Origin of the sequence: Acinetobacter higginsii, assembly GCF_000369845.1 — a bacterium.
Classification (GTDB): Bacteria; Pseudomonadota; Gammaproteobacteria; order Pseudomonadales; family Moraxellaceae; genus Acinetobacter; species Acinetobacter higginsii.
Genome location: NZ_KB850211.1, coordinates 158,200 through 174,450, shown reverse-complemented (window position 1 = coordinate 174,450; position 16,251 = coordinate 158,200). Strand labels below are relative to the sequence as shown.

At 39.0% G+C, this 16,251-nt stretch carries 13 protein-coding genes; 3 read left to right on the top strand and 10 right to left on the bottom strand.

Annotated elements, in window-relative coordinates:
* Positions 1 to 20: 20 nt before the first annotated feature.
* From filF to filA, 6 genes are all read right to left on the bottom strand, one after another.
* On the bottom strand, positions 21 to 2,012 hold the full coding sequence (filF, locus tag F885_RS19140; RefSeq protein ID WP_005312351.1) for a putative pilus system protein FilF: 1,992 nt from the start codon (positions 2,010 to 2,012) through the stop codon (positions 21 to 23).
* A gap of 19 nt (positions 2,013 to 2,031) precedes the next feature.
* Positions 2,032 to 3,213: a putative pilus assembly protein FilE gene (filE, locus tag F885_RS19145; protein ID WP_407636621.1), complete on the bottom strand. Its 1,182-nt coding sequence runs from the start codon at positions 3,211 to 3,213 to the stop codon at positions 2,032 to 2,034.
* A 53-nt stretch (positions 3,214 to 3,266) separates the two neighbouring features.
* Positions 3,267 to 4,931: a putative pilus system OmpP1/FadL family transporter FilD gene (gene filD / locus F885_RS19150; RefSeq protein WP_171061074.1), complete on the bottom strand. Its 1,665-nt coding sequence runs from the start codon at positions 4,929 to 4,931 to the stop codon at positions 3,267 to 3,269.
* Positions 4,932 to 4,946: 15 nt separating this feature from the next.
* Positions 4,947 to 6,095, bottom strand: coding sequence for a putative pilus system protein FilC (filC, locus tag F885_RS19155; RefSeq protein ID WP_005205739.1), 1,149 nt, complete (start codon positions 6,093 to 6,095; stop codon positions 4,947 to 4,949).
* A gap of 44 nt (positions 6,096 to 6,139) precedes the next feature.
* The gene (filB, locus tag F885_RS19160; RefSeq protein WP_005312342.1) at positions 6,140 to 6,973 is read right to left on the bottom strand and encodes a putative pilus system C39 family peptidase FilB; all 834 of its coding nucleotides are present in this window, start codon (positions 6,971 to 6,973) and stop codon (positions 6,140 to 6,142) included.
* 363 nt (positions 6,974 to 7,336) lie between these two features.
* Positions 7,337 to 8,386, bottom strand: coding sequence for a putative pilus system protein FilA (gene filA, locus F885_RS19165; protein WP_005205743.1), 1,050 nt, complete (start codon positions 8,384 to 8,386; stop codon positions 7,337 to 7,339).
* Between the two features lie 509 nt (positions 8,387 to 8,895).
* Here filA and F885_RS19170 point away from each other — a divergent pair.
* Positions 8,896 to 10,239 carry an anthranilate synthase component I family protein gene (locus tag F885_RS19170; protein ID WP_032858972.1) on the top strand — a complete coding sequence of 448 codons (1,344 nt, stop codon included), beginning with the start codon at positions 8,896 to 8,898 and terminating at the stop codon, positions 10,237 to 10,239.
* Between the two features lie 14 nt (positions 10,240 to 10,253).
* On the opposite strand, the gene hisC is transcribed toward F885_RS19170, so the two are convergent.
* Positions 10,254 to 11,339, bottom strand: coding sequence for a histidinol-phosphate transaminase (hisC, locus tag F885_RS19175; protein ID WP_005312336.1), 1,086 nt, complete (start codon positions 11,337 to 11,339; stop codon positions 10,254 to 10,256).
* Positions 11,340 to 11,400: 61 nt separating this feature from the next.
* The gene (gene hisD, locus F885_RS19180; protein WP_005312333.1) at positions 11,401 to 12,690 is read right to left on the bottom strand and encodes a histidinol dehydrogenase; all 1,290 of its coding nucleotides are present in this window, start codon (positions 12,688 to 12,690) and stop codon (positions 11,401 to 11,403) included.
* 256 nt (positions 12,691 to 12,946) lie between these two features.
* Here hisD and F885_RS19185 point away from each other — a divergent pair, with 256 nt between their 5' ends.
* Both F885_RS19185 and F885_RS19190 read left to right on the top strand, forming a co-directional pair.
* Complete coding sequence (locus tag F885_RS19185) at positions 12,947 to 13,378, top strand: carboxymuconolactone decarboxylase family protein (RefSeq protein ID WP_005205747.1); 432 nt, start codon at positions 12,947 to 12,949, stop codon at positions 13,376 to 13,378.
* Between the two features lie 5 nt (positions 13,379 to 13,383).
* On the top strand, positions 13,384 to 14,256 hold the full coding sequence (locus tag F885_RS19190) for a sigma-70 family RNA polymerase sigma factor (protein WP_005312330.1): 873 nt from the start codon (positions 13,384 to 13,386) through the stop codon (positions 14,254 to 14,256).
* 46 nt (positions 14,257 to 14,302) lie between these two features.
* On the opposite strand, the gene hisG is transcribed toward F885_RS19190, so the two are convergent.
* Both hisG and murA read right to left on the bottom strand, forming a co-directional pair.
* Positions 14,303 to 14,992, bottom strand: coding sequence for an ATP phosphoribosyltransferase (gene hisG, locus F885_RS19195; RefSeq protein ID WP_005151374.1), 690 nt, complete (start codon positions 14,990 to 14,992; stop codon positions 14,303 to 14,305).
* Entirely contained in the window at positions 14,989 to 16,248 is a 1,260-nt protein-coding gene (murA, locus tag F885_RS19200; protein WP_004804524.1) for a UDP-N-acetylglucosamine 1-carboxyvinyltransferase, read from the bottom strand. Before murA ends, hisG begins: the two co-directional genes overlap by 4 nt.
* Between the last annotated feature and the right edge of the window lie 3 nt (positions 16,249 to 16,251).

Here is a 16,251-nt window from a genome sequence, read left to right as displayed (position 1 = left end):
GGTCTTTTTTAATCATTCACTTAAGACTTTATTTTAATGGCATTACATGCAGGGATCTTTTGGTCTGCAATTTTAATACTTACTGTACCAGATACACGTTTTGCCAATGCACGTTCCTCATCCGTTGGCTTCACATAGGCATTCCGTGCTGTATCATCTGCTAATTTATCATATATTTCTATATATGAAGCTTGAGCTGCAGCATAAAAGTTTGACCAAGGTACGGTATTATTAGAAAAATCTGTTAGGTTGATTCCTGTTGCCTGCCCGTTTAATAAATTATGAATATTAATCTTAGCACCAGTGCTTTCCGTAAGGTTCAAACCAAACATATTGCCATCAATCAATCCAAACTTTGGATTAGACAAAATCATACGTACAGTAATCGACTTATCATTAGTTGAAAATAGCGTTGCACCTGTTGTACCAATACGATATTGGGTTTCACCAAATTCATCTGTAATTGTACCATCCGCATTATTTGTCTGTGTTTTTGCACAATTTCCTGACATATCTGTGGAGGTAGAATCTTTTTTAATATCAGTACGAATATCACCTTGCTCATCAATCATAATTCCAATATCAACGGCAGGGAAAGTTGTATCTTTACTATTAAATTTAAACGTTAAAGTGGCATATAGAGGGAATAGATATGGTTTTCCAGACTTAACATTTGCCTTTGTCTGGAAAATATTTTTATCCAAATAACTTGATGGATTCACTTTAAAGATATCAATCGTTCCTTTATAAGCATCGCCACTGATCGTTTGTTGCCATACCCCCAAACGATTACTCTCAACGGTATCTGTATCCTTTGCTTTTACCAACTGTTTATAAACAGGTTCTGTACCAGCAATTGTATTGCCATTCATCAATTTACCTTGATTAATCAATACATCATCTGTTGTATTAGCACTCAAACTTAAGCGTAAAGGTTGATTTGGATTTACTTCTTGGCTAATCGAATTAAACCATGCATTTTGTGCATTAATCTGCATTCTATTTGGCTTAACTTTCGTTGTTAAAATATACGGCAATGTCACATAACTTCCTACCAAAGTTGCAGAACCACGCCATTGTTGACCAGAACCAAGCGTATAGCCTTGACGATCCGAGAGTAAAAAGAAACTCCCCATAGAATGTAGTAAAGTATTACTCGCTTTCATACAGTCCGCATAGACAGCTTTATTACATCCAAAGAATCCATCTGGTCGTACCCCACTTCCATTAAGGGTTTGGGTAACCGTACCATCACTACCAGCTTTATAAATTGGTACATCAGCTTGCCAAATACCTGAATTACTCAAATTGAGAAGCTGAGTCACCATTGTAAATGCTTGCCCATCAGAAACAGGGGTTACATCTAACCATGGTTTTAAAATTTCAGCATATTCACTATTTGCCAATTCAGCAGCACCGACATCTTTACTTATCGTGGATAATTGATCCTTTTTCTCACGACTAATGTCTGTTGGTTGAATATCTCCAATCACATTATGATCTTGTTCTAAACCAGCACTCTGGAAAATTTTCACTAAGGCCATAGCAACACGTATTGTTTCATCATTTATATTTAATGAAGCTTGTTTACCCGTGAGTGCCGTAGCGAAATCTATAACTCGAATACGCGGAAACAGTGCTAGTTTAATTTTAGAAATATTATCTAGTTGAATAGTACCCAAACTAATTTTACGAGGACTTGCTGCACCTTGAATATAAAAAGTAACACTATCACCTAATTTACAGGCACCCGTAACAATATTACCGTCCAACTTTGTTGCAAAGTGATTAACTTTATCGCTACTACAATCAAAATTTAGCCCAGAAATAGGATAATCTAAAACAAATTGTAGACAGTCCTCTGCAGTCACACTACAGCTGGTATTTGAAGTAACGCCTGTTACACCTTTTGTTGGATCCTCATTGATTTTGCTACTTTCACCACCACAACCATGTAGAAAAATAGCCAATGTTGAAAATGCAAATGGCAATAATATTTTTTTGTTCATCATTGGTTCATCCTATCCATGCTTACTGTAAAACAGAAATTTTGATCTGTCCTTGATTTGATAATTCTTGTTCAGAAACATCAATTGCTGAGGCTAATGGGGTCATCATTATATAACGTGCCTCTTTAGGTATCTTTATCACACCTTGTATAGCTGAATGTTGTAACGCTGTTGCAGCAGTTTCACTATTTTTAAATCCGCTGACTCCCTCTTCTATACAACCATTTTCATCTAAAAATACGACTAGAGGCCAATAATATACTGGCTTTTCATTACGAGGAGAATACGAATCGATTTGCATATATTGAGGTGAGGAATCTAGTTTGACCAACTCGTATTCGAATGTTTCCTTCAACGGTTTTCTAGGCCAAAGTCCAACATCTTTTTTCAGTGCAAGGGTTTTGATTGATTTCTTATAGCCATCTAGAAAACAGCGATCATTTTCAAAAGCAACCTTTAAATCTTCACTCGATAAACGTACATAAGTAGTAGATAATGCGATTGGAGCTACTGACTGTTGCGAACGATTCAACAACTTATCAAGAACTGAACGGCTCACTCCTTTTTTTCGTTCTATCGTTTCAGTACGCCCAGTGCCGTCTGGTATCGTATAAAAGCGTTTTTTGCCATCAAGATTAAATTCTTGATTTTCTAAATATTCATTATTGACATAATCAACACCATCAACCTGACTAAATCCAGTTGATAGCTCCCCCTTATTTGAAGAATTTGAATCACTTTGATTCTGTGACTTTTCTTCTATGGCTGTTGATTTCTTTTCTGTCGCTGAGTTCTCTATCTTCAACTGGCTTGTAGGTGCTTGAATCACATTTGATTGTTCAACAGGTAAAACTGGAACCTTTGTTGTTCGCTTATCAATCACTTTAGAAGGAGGCATTGGTTCTCTTATAACCTCAGGAACTTCAAAGTTTTTAATTGTCTTGAACTGTTTTTTCGGGAGCTCAATTGGTTGAGTGTACTCAACCGTTTGCTGCTCAATAGGCACAGCAACCGTCTTTACTGGATTAGAATGATCAATAGGTGGAGCTAGCTGAGCAGTTTTTTCAGTACGAACTTGTTGTTTCTGCTGATTAGGCTCAGCTTGTTTTTTTCCAAGTTTCATCGGTACAACCATTGGTCGACCATCAGGCCCAATAATTGTATAAAAACCATCTGCGTAAACAACCGAAGTACTTGCAATCATTAAATATATAAGTGAAATTACAAGTCTTGGTTGAAGGATCATTTTCTTTTGCATTACCATCTTGTTCTGTAGTTAATTCCAAGTAAAGTTACTTTTGTATTTGTTTTTACATTCAAACCTGCATAAGGATTTAATAACAGGTTATCCACCCCTGTTTTATTGGATAGACTACTTGTATTTGCAGGAATATCATCACGACTGCGTAAGAAACCAACGGATAAATCAATATCTGTATCAGGATCGAAACGATAACCAAGGCCCAAACCAAATAATTGAGCATTATTAATCGGTACCATCGTATTTCGTTTATCATCTGGAATCGAACTAGTACGCGGTTCATAACCCATCCGCAGCTTCAAACGATCTGTTGCAGAATACTCAAAACCTATTCCCCAACGCCAAGAGGACTGAAATTTTAATGGCAAAGACAATGATCGATCAGTTACATCAGCAGATAATAATTTAGCAACTTTTAACAATGAAATTTGTCGATCAAACTCAAAACGAAACTTATCCCATGCCGAGAAATCAGTCCACCCCAAATCGAAATTCATTTGAAGATCAGGGAATATTTTATACTTAATCCCAGCTTTAAAATGCTGTGGATATTTAAAATCCATGGCTAACAAACCTGATTCTACAGCTGGGGCATAACTTGGAAACCCTAAAATTGCTGCAAGAATTTGACCCGTAGCAGATGAATTAAGACCTGCAATCAAATCTCTAGGTGCCTGAGCCACATTAATTAAGTATTTCCCATGCAAACGCATTTTCGCTTCACTTTGATAAACCATCCCAAAGCTAAAATCATCAGTAGGTTCCCAAAGCAAACCTAGGTTATAACTTGGACTTAATGATTGCTCAAGTGATACATCTAAGGCACCAACTTTACTAAATGGATTCATCCCCTCTTTAGCATTACACATACCAAATAGCAGTAAATCTGTAATAATGTCACCATTTTCTTTAAATGGTCCGCATACCACTTCATCGACCATACGTAATACCCCAATTAACTCATTAGGGAAACGTAAGTCCGTTTTCATCGCAATCGCTTGATAGGACATTCCAAATGATGCCCCTAGGTACAAATTATCGTTGACCTGATAACCAAATGAAGGTGATAAATAGGTAATACGCTCTAAGGCAACCTGTTGCCCCATATAGTTACTTGGATTACCATCCTCTGCACCAAAACCTGCAACAAGCGGCGCATAAATTGCTGTCGCATATGTCACTTTAGAGCCTGGTGGTTTATAAGAAATACCTGCTGTCGGTGCAACCAATGGAGAATTAGGCCCTAAATCTACAATTTTCTTTAAAATAGGAACATAAATACTGGCATATTCGACATCGCCACTCACCGTCCCTTTAAAATCTGTACAAATATTTGCATCAACTTCAGGCCCATCATTACATACCAATGGGTCATCCGAATAACCAAAAACGTTATAGCCTGCAGGTGCAGAATAATCACGTTTAATTGCAAAATTAGCGAGAATCCCTTGTACATCGGTTTGTAAACCGTCTAGTTTAGCAAGTGCAGCAGGGTTGAAGTGAACTGCACTAATACCAGGAGGATCTGCAGTAACTGCATTACCTAAAGCCAAAGAACGTAAATCTACTGATAAGTCTTGCCCAAGTTGTGCATGAGTAGCACTCGATAGTCCAGCAAAAAAAATTGCTATCGTTAATGGACATAATTTAAGGTGTTTCACCATTATTACATCTCCTTAACGAGCTTTTTTACCAAAACCTATGATATCAAGCGGGAAAGATAAGCCTAGTGATACATCTGGCGCATCTTCCGTTAAACCGATCCCGACAGTACCATTGACAATGGTTTCAGGCGATACACGCACCCCTAAAGCAAATGACAACATAGCACTACTCTGGTCAGCAGATTTATAACTTTCATCATTCTCGAAATAGAATTTTGCTCCAGTATTAAAGCTTTGTTGATATGACATGGTCAATGACACGTCATAGTTAAATGAATAAGCAAAACCAAAAGAGAATCCACCGCTGAGGCCCGGATCAAAGCTTTCTAAAACACGGCTTCCGCGCAATTGATTGAGTCCAGACTCTTTTAGACCATAACTAGTTGAAACCGATGCAAATAATACAACAGGATCAATATATTTACGTGTACTTGCTCCAGCACCAACTGAATAATAACCTTTACCTGTTGATAGCTCATCTACTCCTACCTCATATGGGCTATCACCTGTTTTAGTTGATAAGCTACCAAATAGAACCAATGGCAAACGGCCCTGTTTTAAAGGAAATGGTTCCCAACGAGCACCAAAATTAATATCACCTAATCCAGCCGTTGTTTGATCTTTTAAAAGTTCTTTTTTAGCTACAAAAGGTACAGATGCTGATAATGTCACGTTATCTAATACGCCATATTGAACTGTAAACGTATTGGTTAAAGTATGGTTAGCATCTTCCTCTACACGCAATCTTGATAGCGAACTATTACTATCACTCATTGCTAAATCAAGACGACTATCACGATAATAGGTATAATCCAAATCATAGTATGATGAAAAAATACCTTTTTTAATTAATGAATACTGACGCTCATTTGAAGTGAACACTTCTTGTAAATTTGTTTCTTGAGTTGCATCACTTTCTTTTTTCTGTAAAGCACTTGCAGCCTGATCAGCCTGACTTCCCTCAACAACCGAGCTATTATTCACAACAGCGCTTGCTGGGCTTTCAGCAATCGTATTCCCCTGTACATCCGCTACCGACACCTGATCCGCCTCAGAGGTTACAGGTTCAGTGGTAGGTTGTTGTTCTGCTGCGTAAAGTGTAGATGTGATCGCACTTAAACTTAAGGCCAACACACTCATTTTCATCCATGTATGATTCATTTTACTTTGCATCCTATTACATTAATTTTACTGATTTTTCTAAATTACTTCCGCTTGTAATATAAGCGCATATAGGTCGTAATTGGTTGGTTATAAGTAACTGAGCTTGGATCCGCATCTAATACTCGACGCATTGTCGAAGCCTTATCTGCAAGGCGCTCCAGTTTTTGTGTCGGAAATTGAATTTCAGCAAGCGCATAACGATTTACGGTTGCATCTTCAACATGGCGCATATCCGCATCTTGTAATGCCAACAAACTCTTTTGATATTGCTGAGGAATATCAACAATAAATAATGTATTGTTGTCCCATATATCTTTAAATCGGTTCTCATCGAAACTGATATTTCCTAATGCAGGATCAGCAACATAAACCCTTCCATCTTTATACGCTTTATATACAACAAAATGTTTAAAGCCAGCATAGGTAATAGGAACAATCGCTGGTTGTTTCAAAGAGGTAAGATCAGAAAACTCCCCACGATAGCCACCACTATTAATCCCTAGAGCGGAGACAAAACGTTTCATATCTAATAAGGAGAAACTTCGACGCTCAATGATACGCTGATACTCTCCATATTGGAGTAGACCGCTCATTGTTTGTTGTTCAGTTAATTGTAAACCACCAAAACCATTTAACAGTGTCGTTAATGCTGCTGAACCACAGCTATAATCATAAGCTTGGCGAACAATTCCACGAAACTGCTCCTCTACGGCCGGCTTAATCACCACTGCTTCGCGATGATTCCGTGTGAACGAAGGGTTACGAGAATCCAAAGTTTCTGTATAGAATACAGTCCCCTCTGGTTTTTTTTCTATTTCAAAGGCTTGCGTTGTAAAGTAATACATCAATGCCGAGCCTAAAGCGATCTCTAACATAAGTCTCTTTTTCTAACAATGGCAGCACTTGCCTTATTCATTTTATTTTTAGTGTCCAAGACACTCCATCCTTGCAAGTTGAAGATACCTTTTTTTATAAGAAAATACATCTTTTTTTTGGTTTTTTTTGACGGAATGTTATTTTTTTATAATTAAGCCCACAATTAAACAATTACCACCTTTAATGCAACTCTTTCACAACAATAAATTACTTATATAACCTATTAAAAATAACAATCCAAGTTCTTAAACCTGCAAAGTCGTCTTGATAAGCAACCCATTTATTAATTTATTGATCAGCATTTTTACTTAAATAAAAAAAAAGCGCATAAAGCGCTTTTTTTGTTTTGGCTACTAAACTGATTAGTGACCAGAAATTGTAATTGCTGTACCCATAGTATCAGCACCAAAAGCATGAGTTGGGTTGTAATAAGTACGCATACCTTGAACTTCGACATCACCAATTGATGCAGCAGCAGCACTACCCAAATGAACACCCTTAATGTAAACGTCTGTTCCAGGGCTAGTTGTGCCTGTTACAATTTTCAAGAAGCCATTATTCGCAGCGCTTGGACCATAAACACTCACTTTAGCATCTACAGACAGATCCGTACCACTAGCATCAGCAACTTTAATGCTATCAAGACGAATTTCACCAGCAGCAGTTGTCGTTACGCCTGTCGCAATCGTAGCACCATTTGTAGAGTTATCTAGAATACCAAGATCTTTAATTTCTAAACCACCAACCATTTTGGTATCTAATACGATCATCGCACCTTGAGGAGCTGCACCCAACTGGATGTTAGCATTCATTTGACCAGTTTTTAAAGTTAAACCCGATAAAATTGCATTATAGTTAGCAGTATCATTACCACGACGGATGCCTGTACCAGAAGAACCTGCTGTACCAGTATTGCCACCTGTTGAAGCAGAAACACCAATTTCACCAATACTGATATCTAAACCTGAAACTTTTGCAGCAATATTCAAGAATGCTGTATTACCATTACCAGCACCAGCATCTGAGTCAATTCGAATATCTGCTAAATTGCCAGTTGCCAACATACGTGATGTATCATAACTACCTGTGCCCACACCATTTGCATCAACCGCTTCTGGAGCCGAGATAGAAATATCATTTACAACAATCGCACCTGCAGTCGCTGTACCACCAGCAATCGCTGGGTTAGTTGAGCTAGCAACCCCACCACTAATTGTTGCATCTGTCGCTAAACCATCATTATCATGGATTAAGACTTTGTCGATTTCAATTTTGGAAATTCCGATACCAAGATTAATACCATCTTGACCTGTTGCAGCGCTTAGTGCAGCATCATCCATTGACTGCATAGCCATTGCATTTGCGCTAATCGCCATTGAAGAAACTAAAGCTAGTTTAGTAAACATTTTCATTGAGCACTCTCCCAAGAGCATTTATTTTTTGACTTACACTACTCTAAACTGTCCACGGTCGTTTTATTCTTAAATGACAACTTGAACTTCCAATCCTTGAGTAGTTCGCTTAGCAATTACTAAATTACCTGTTTGTTATTTTATGTTCAACTCCTGTTAACTGATTTTTATGCACTAACCGACAAACGGCATATAAAACACTCAATCCAAACTATTCAAAAAAATCGTGACAACAACATGTAATTATTCATGATTTTTTATTATATTTTTTGAACATCAAATCTAAACCTAAATCTATTGACCATTTATCATCGTCAAAAATCAGATAAGAAGTGTTAACAAAAGTGCTTTATTCATTCTAATCTGATAAATACATCATTTATTTGCTCTAAGCAATCTTCGAGCAAAAGCATCCGTTTTTTCATCAAACAGTAGGATAAACATCAGTTTGATATTTGTGGATGTAGTACAATTTCTCACTTCAAATGTATAGCCAGTATTTCCGTTTTATGTCTTATTTTCAGCAAAAGCTTAACACGCAACTCACTTCTGCATTTGAGCTTCTGTCCCGACTGTTTGATTTGACTGGATTAGTTTATTTGCACGACCAAGGTGCACCTGTTATTGCATTTTTACCCAAAGAGTTTTTAATTTTTCAGCAATCTAAGCTTCAACAATTTCAACAAATACAATTCAATCAATATCAATTAAAACCTGAAGCACTTTCGCTGATAGAGTTTTCTAAATTTCGCCATTCAACAGCCTCTAATAACGCTAATAATTTTAAGGGGGGGTACATTGGCTTCTTTAGTTATGACTATAGTGCAGATCAATTTACAACAATTGATGCATGCCCACAGCCAAGTTTTTTCTTGGGTCAATACACCAGCTTTTTAAAGTTTCAGCAAGATGAATGGTACTTTTATAGTGATGAAGCTCAGGCTGAAAGTATCTATCAACACATTTCCGATTTGATCAATACACCAAAACAACTCAATGCACTATCTTTAAATCAGCAATGCCACCCTCGTTGGACGAAACAGCAGTACTTCACTGCATTCAACCAAGTTCAGGAGTACATCAAAGCGGGTGATTGTTATCAAATTAACTTGACTCAAGAATTTACAGCGCATGTACAAGGTTCATTATTAAGCCGCGCCCATGATTTATGGGAACTCACCCAAGCACCCTATGCTGGTTATCTCAAAATCAATGATTTTGAATTGCTCAGTTGCTCTCCTGAACTTTTTATTGAATTCAAGGACAACCGAGAAATTAAAACACGTCCAATCAAAGGCACCATGCCACGTTTTGAAGATCCACAACAAGATCAGATCTCAAAGGATAAACTCAGCCACTCTGAAAAAGATCAGGCTGAGAATGTCATGATTGTCGATTTGCTCCGCAATGACTTGAGTGTCTATGCTGAAACAGGCTCTGTTGAAACAACCAAATTATTTGAAATTGAAAGCTTTAATCAAGTCCATCATATGGTCAGCGAAATTACGGCAACTTTAAAAGCAGACATCAATCCAATGCAAATGTTATTGTCTGCCTTACCAGGTGGTTCAATCACAGGTGCACCGAAGATTCGTGCTATGCAAATCATTGAAGAATTAGAAGGTGCACCGCGTGGTGCTTATTGTGGCAGCTTAGGTTATTTTAATTTCGATGGTACAGGTTGCTGGAATATCTTGATTCGTAGTATTCAAAAATATCAGGATCAATTATCGATGTGGGCGGGTGGCGGCATCACCATTGCTTCTGATGCAGAAGCAGAATATCAAGAATGCTTTGATAAAATTTCTGCCATGCTTGATTTACTCAATACATGGCAAACTTCTGAACAATAAGCGTCAATACAGATTTATAAAATTTGCGTTTTAAGCGTATCGACTAAACGCTGGTTTTGTTCATCTGTACCAATCGTGATACGCAAGAATTGATTAATGCGCGGCTTATTGAAATAACGCACAATAATCCCCTGTTCACGCAATTGTTGAGACAACTGAGCAGCATCATGTTGCGGATGTGTAGCAAAGATAAAATTGGCTTTTGAAGGCAATACCTCAAAGCCTAAAGCTGTAAGATCACTCACTAATTTTTCTCGGCTCTCAATCACTTTGGCACATTGCGCTTCAAAATAAGCTTGATCTTCGAATGAAGCCACGGCTGCTGCTATCGCAAAACGATCGATTGGATAGGAGTTAAAACTATTTTTTACGGCTTCAAGTGCTGCAATCAAATGTACTTGTGCAATAGCAAAACCAACGCGTAAGCCCGCCAGTGAACGAGACTTAGATGTCGTTTGGCAAACCACTAAATTTTCATAGCGATTGACCAATTGCACTGCTGACTCAGCACCAAAATCAACATAGGCTTCATCAATCACGACCACACGGTCTGGATTTGCCTTAAGCACCTGTTCTATGTCATCTAAACCAAGTGCGATACTGGTTGGTGCATTTGGATTGGTGATAATAATACCGCCATTTTCCTGCGCATAATCCGACACATCAATTTCGAATTTTTCATTCAAAGGAATCTGCTTGGTCTGCGTTGCAAAAAACTGGCTATAAACAGGATAAAAACTATAGGTAATATCTGGATAGAGAATCGGTTGTTTCTGGATAAAAAAAGCTTTGAAGATATGTGCCAATACTTCATCCGACCCATTACCGACAAAGACTTGAGCCACATCAACATGCTGCTGCTTGGCAATCGCTTGCTTTAAAGCCGTCGCGTCTGGGTCAGGGTATAGACGTAAGGCATCTGCATGATCTGCTAAAACAGCTTGGACAGCTTCTACCACTTTTGGTGATGGCGGATATGGGTTTTCATTGGTATTGAGTTTGAGTAAGTTCTGAATTTTAGGCTGCTCACCGGGTACATAAGGCTCTAATTCACGAACCTCGGGGCTCCAAAAACGCATTTGTTCTGCTGTAAACGTCATTGTTCTACTCTCATGTATCCTAAAAAAGGGGCTAACCAGCCCCTATCAATCTTTGAATCGGTTATTGGTAACGATAACGGGCTGAGCGCGCATGGGCATCAAGATTTTCTTGCACTGCCAAAACATCGGCTGCTTTTGCCAAGCTCTTCACACCCTCTTCAGAGCACATAATTAAGCTAGAGCGTTTCTGAAAATCATAAACACCGAGCGGTGAAGAAAAACGTGCAGTACCCGATGTCGGTAAGACATGGTTTGGACCAGCACAATAATCACCAATGGCTTCTGGGGTATAACGTCCCATAAAGATTGCACCCGCATGACGAATCTCCTGACTCATCAATTCAGCATCATCAAGACAAAGTTCCAAATGCTCTGGTGCCACCTGATTAATCAATTCAATTGCTTCTGCACGATCTTTTACCAATACCAATGCACCACGATTTTGAATCGATGTTTTGGCAATTTCGGCTTTTGGTAATTCAGTTAAATGTTTTTCAATCGCAGCTTCAACCGCATTTAACAGCGTTTCGTCTGGGGTAATGAAAATCGCTTGTGCAACGGTGTCATGCTCAGCTTGAGACAAGACATCCATGGCTAGCCATTCAGCATTATTTTCACCTTCGGCATAGACCAGAATTTCCGAAGGGCCTGCAATCATATCGATACCGACTTGACCAAACACCGCACGTTTTGCGGCTGCTACAAATCGATTGCCTGGTCCTGTAATTTTGTCTACTGCTGGAATGGTTTGTGTTCCATAAGCCAATGCAGCAACGGCCTGTGCACCACCAATGGTAAACACTCGGCTCACCCCAGCTAAATAGGCAGCTGCTAATACCAATGGATTCAACTCACCATTTGGTGCCGGAACCACCATAATAATTTCAGGAACCCCTGCAACATGTGCAGGCAAAGCATTCATAAGTACCGATGATGGATAAGAGGCTAATCCACCAGGCACATAAATCCCTACACGATCCAAAGGTGTGACTTTTTGACCTAAGGTATTACCCAACTCATCGAGATAGGTCCAACCTTCCTGCTTTTGTGCTTGATGGAAAGAACGAATGCGTTTTGCAGCAAGCTCTAATGCTTCACGGATTTCAACACTTAAACCATCAAATGCGGTTTTGAGCTGTGCTTGAGTCAGTTCTAAATCAGAGAATTGATGCGCTGGATGTCGATCGAACTGTTGCGTTAATTTAAGCACATGATCATCACCATGCTGACGTACATCAGCAATAATTTGATCTACAGTTTGAATTAATTGAGGATCATTAACCGTTTCAAATGCTAAAAGTTCAGCAAATGTCTGTTTAAAATTTTGATCCTGAGTCGATAAACGTCGCATCAATTTACCCACAAGGCGAATAAGAGAGCGCTAAGTTTACTCTTTTTCAGTGTACTTGTGGGCACAATATAGGCTAAAAAAATCAATCAGAAAGAGAAGGTTCTTCGATCAATCCACAATTTCTACTTTTATCTTTTTAATCAAAACATTTAGCTATCAAAAACAAAAAGTTAAATTTTTTTATTCCATTTGTCACAAAACAAAAGGCTGAGTCGTCAAATGAATACCTACGTTGATTTTACTCAGGAACACTATAATGACGACACTCAATATTCATCCTAAAAAACATTTACCAGAGTCAATTCATCATCTCTATCAAGTCCATCAAAACATTCTCGATTCAGCTTTGATAGATCGCTCGCTTTATCATCTTGTTCTATTACGCGCCTCACAAATCAATGGCTGTGCTTTTTGTGTGAAGATGCATATCACAGAAGCTTTGGAAGATGGTGAAATACAATCACGTTTGGACCGTTTGGTGGTATGGCGACATTGCAATGATTATACAGATCAGGAAAAAGCCGCCTTTGCTTGGGTTGAAGCACTCACGACTTTACACCCGCTCACTGATTATGAGCCTTTCCGTATAACACTATTAAAATATTTCAGTGAGCCACAAATTTCAGCTTTAACTTTACTGATTGGCATGATTAATTTGTGGAATCGAATTGCAATTTCACAGCATTAACATCTATGAAAGCATCAGGCATGATTAGCCAACAAGATTTAACTATTTTTGAGACAAGCCGAACATTCCTGTTCGGTCTTGCTTATCGACTATTAGGGACAACAAGTGATGCTGAAGATGTCTTACAGGATATTTTTATAAAATGGCAACAGCAACCTAAGCAAGATATTCTCAATCCTCAAGCTTGGTTGACCTCTGTATGCACACGCCATTGCATTGATCTACTCCGTGCTCACCACAGGTCTAGAACTGAATATACGGGAACATGGTTACCTGAACCCTATCATCATACAGAAACATTCTCGGTCGAATCCGACTATACCCTCTCCACAGCTTTCCTTTTGATTCTTGAAAAACTTTCAGTTAAAGAGCGTGCGGCATATTTACTACATGACATCTTTAATCTTGACTATGTTGAAATTTCGGAAATCCTTCGGGAACAACAAAGTAATTGTCGACAATTGGTGGCCCGCAGCAGAAAACGTATTGCAGATGAACCGAATGTTCTCTCGAATCATCCGACTCAGCAGCAAATCAACTTACTCAATGCCTTCAAGGTCGCCATTCATTCACACGACCTGAATCAACTCACACAATTACTTAGTGACGATATCCAATTTGCAGCGGATGGCGGTGGTAAAGTCTCAGCTATTCGACAGCCTTTCATTGGCCAACCGCCTATATTACGTTTCTTTGAACGCTTGCTTTTTCAAGCGTGGACTGAACTCTCTTGGGATATGTGCCATATCAATGGCGGTGTCGGTTTTAAACTCTATGACTCAGACCATTGTTGTGTCATGGTACTTACTTTTGCTTTCAATGATCAGCAACAACTGCAAAGCATTTATTCTTTACGTAATCCAGATAAACTCAAATAAAAAGGCCAACCGAAGCTGACCTTTTTTATTCAATTCAATCTAAAACTCAGTTTTGACGTGCTTTAATAGCTTGTTCAAGTTGCGTCAAAATCGGATTTAACACCGCTTGCTTACGCTTAAAGCTCGCCTTATTGACGATTAAGCGTGAAGAAACTTTGCAAATTTCTTCTAATGGCTCCAAACCATTGGCACGTAAAGTATTCCCCGTATCAACCACATCGACAATGTAATCACCTAACCCAACCAAAGGTGCAAGCTCCATTGATCCGTATAGCTTAATTACATCCACCTGCTCACCGAGGCTTGCATAGTATTGACGAGTCAAGTTAACGTATTTGGTCGCGATCTTTAAACGGCCTTTTGGTCGTTCCATGCCGACTTTACCCGCCGTCATCAACTTACAATTGGCAATTTTTAGGTCGAGCAACTCATAAACATGTTGCGCACCATGCTCCATCAATACATCTTTACCCGCTACGCCAAAGTCTGCTGCACCATTCTCAACATAAGTCGGAACATCAGACGCACGTAGAATCAAAATACGAACTTTTTTGTGCGTGGTTGGAAAAATCAATTTGCGTGATTTATCTGGATCTTCAAGTAAATTAATACCCGCCTTTTCAAGCAACGGTAATGTTTCCTTTAAGATACGACCTTTACTGAGTGCTAAAGTTAAACCATGATCAAAATTGCCCATTACGTCAAAATTTGGATCATCGTTTCTTAAGTCATTCATCCTTTTACTCGCTTAATCTGAGCACCTAAACTTTGCAATTTTTCTTCCACATGTTCGTAACCACGATCAATGTGATAGATACGGTCAACCAATGTTTCACCTTCAGCAACCAAAGCAGCTAAAACAAGTGAAAATGAAGCACGTAAATCTGTCGCCATGACAGGTGCAGCCTGAAGTGTTTCTACACCTGTTACCACCGCATCATGCCCTTCAACCTGGATGTTAGCACCCATACGTGAAAGTTCTGGTACATGCATAAAACGGTTTTCGAAAATGGTTTCAGAAATCGTTGCAAAGCCACGTCCAATCACATTGACTGCCATAATTTGCGCTTGCATGTCTGTTGGAAATTCTGGATGCGGTAATGTTCTAAAGCTCACAGCTTTAGGACGTTTGCCCTGCATATCCAATTCAATCCAATCATCACCACGCGTGACTTCAGCACCCATTTCTTCAAACTTATCCAATACTGCTTCTAATAATGAAGGATCAGTATGGGTAGTCTTCACTCGTCCACCAGTAATGGCAGCGGCAGCTAAATATGAACCTGTTTCAATACGGTCTGCAACAACGGCATATTCACAACCATGCAAACTTTCAACACCAGTAACAACTAAAGTATCTGTATCTAAACCTTCAATTTTAGCGCCCATCTTAATCAACATTTGCGCAAGATCGGTAATTTCAGGTTCACGAGCAGCATTACGAATCGTGGTCACACCCTCAGCCAGTGCCGCAGCCATCAAGATATTCTCGGTACCACCAACGGTCACCATATCAAAGACAACTTCACCGCCTTTCAAACGACCATCAACTGAAGCATGCACATAGCCATTTTCAACTTCAATCTGCGCACCTAAAGCTTCTAAAGCTTTTAAGTGTTGATCGACTGGACGTGAGCCAATCGCACAGCCGCCTGGTAATGATACTTTTGCATTACCATAACGCGCTAACAAAGGACCAAGCACCAAAATAGATGCACGCATGGTGCGTACAAGTTCATATGGTGCAAACTGGTTATCTAATGTTGATGCGTCAGCACAAACCGTTTCACCTTCATAGCTCATGGTCACACCAAGACCAGCAATCAACTTAACCAATGTATTTACATCTTTTAGATTAGGTACATTGGTTAGCTTAATCGGAGAGTCAGCAAGGATCATTGCTGCAAGTAAAGGTAAAGCTGCATTTTTAGCACCAGAAATGCGTACTTCACCTTCGAGCTTAACACCGCCCGTAATTAAAAATTTATCCATTAA

Excerpts from the sequence above, each read along its gene's own strand:
- filF (WP_005312351.1), bottom strand. The coding sequence starts at position 2,012 with ATGATGAACAAAAAAATATTATTGCCATTTGCATTTTCAACATTGGCT.
- filE (WP_407636621.1), bottom strand. The coding sequence starts at position 3,213 with ATGATTGCAAGTACTTCGGTTGTTTACGCAGATGGTTTTTATACAATT.
- filC (WP_005205739.1), bottom strand. The coding sequence starts at position 6,095 with ATGAATCATACATGGATGAAAATGAGTGTGTTGGCCTTAAGTTTAAGT.
- filB (WP_005312342.1), bottom strand. The coding sequence starts at position 6,973 with ATGTTAGAGATCGCTTTAGGCTCGGCATTGATGTATTACTTTACAACG.
- filA (WP_005205743.1), bottom strand. The coding sequence starts at position 8,386 with ATGAAAATGTTTACTAAACTAGCTTTAGTTTCTTCAATGGCGATTAGC.
- F885_RS19170 (WP_032858972.1), top strand. The coding sequence starts at position 8,896 with ATGTCTTATTTTCAGCAAAAGCTTAACACGCAACTCACTTCTGCATTT.
- hisC (WP_005312336.1), bottom strand. The coding sequence starts at position 11,339 with ATGACGTTTACAGCAGAACAAATGCGTTTTTGGAGCCCCGAGGTTCGT.
- hisD (WP_005312333.1), bottom strand. The coding sequence starts at position 12,690 with ATGCGACGTTTATCGACTCAGGATCAAAATTTTAAACAGACATTTGCT.
- F885_RS19185 (WP_005205747.1), top strand. The coding sequence starts at position 12,947 with ATGACGACACTCAATATTCATCCTAAAAAACATTTACCAGAGTCAATT.
- F885_RS19190 (WP_005312330.1), top strand. The coding sequence starts at position 13,384 with ATGAAAGCATCAGGCATGATTAGCCAACAAGATTTAACTATTTTTGAG.
- hisG (WP_005151374.1), bottom strand. The coding sequence starts at position 14,992 with ATGAATGACTTAAGAAACGATGATCCAAATTTTGACGTAATGGGCAAT.
- murA (WP_004804524.1), bottom strand. The coding sequence starts at position 16,248 with ATGGATAAATTTTTAATTACGGGCGGTGTTAAGCTCGAAGGTGAAGTA.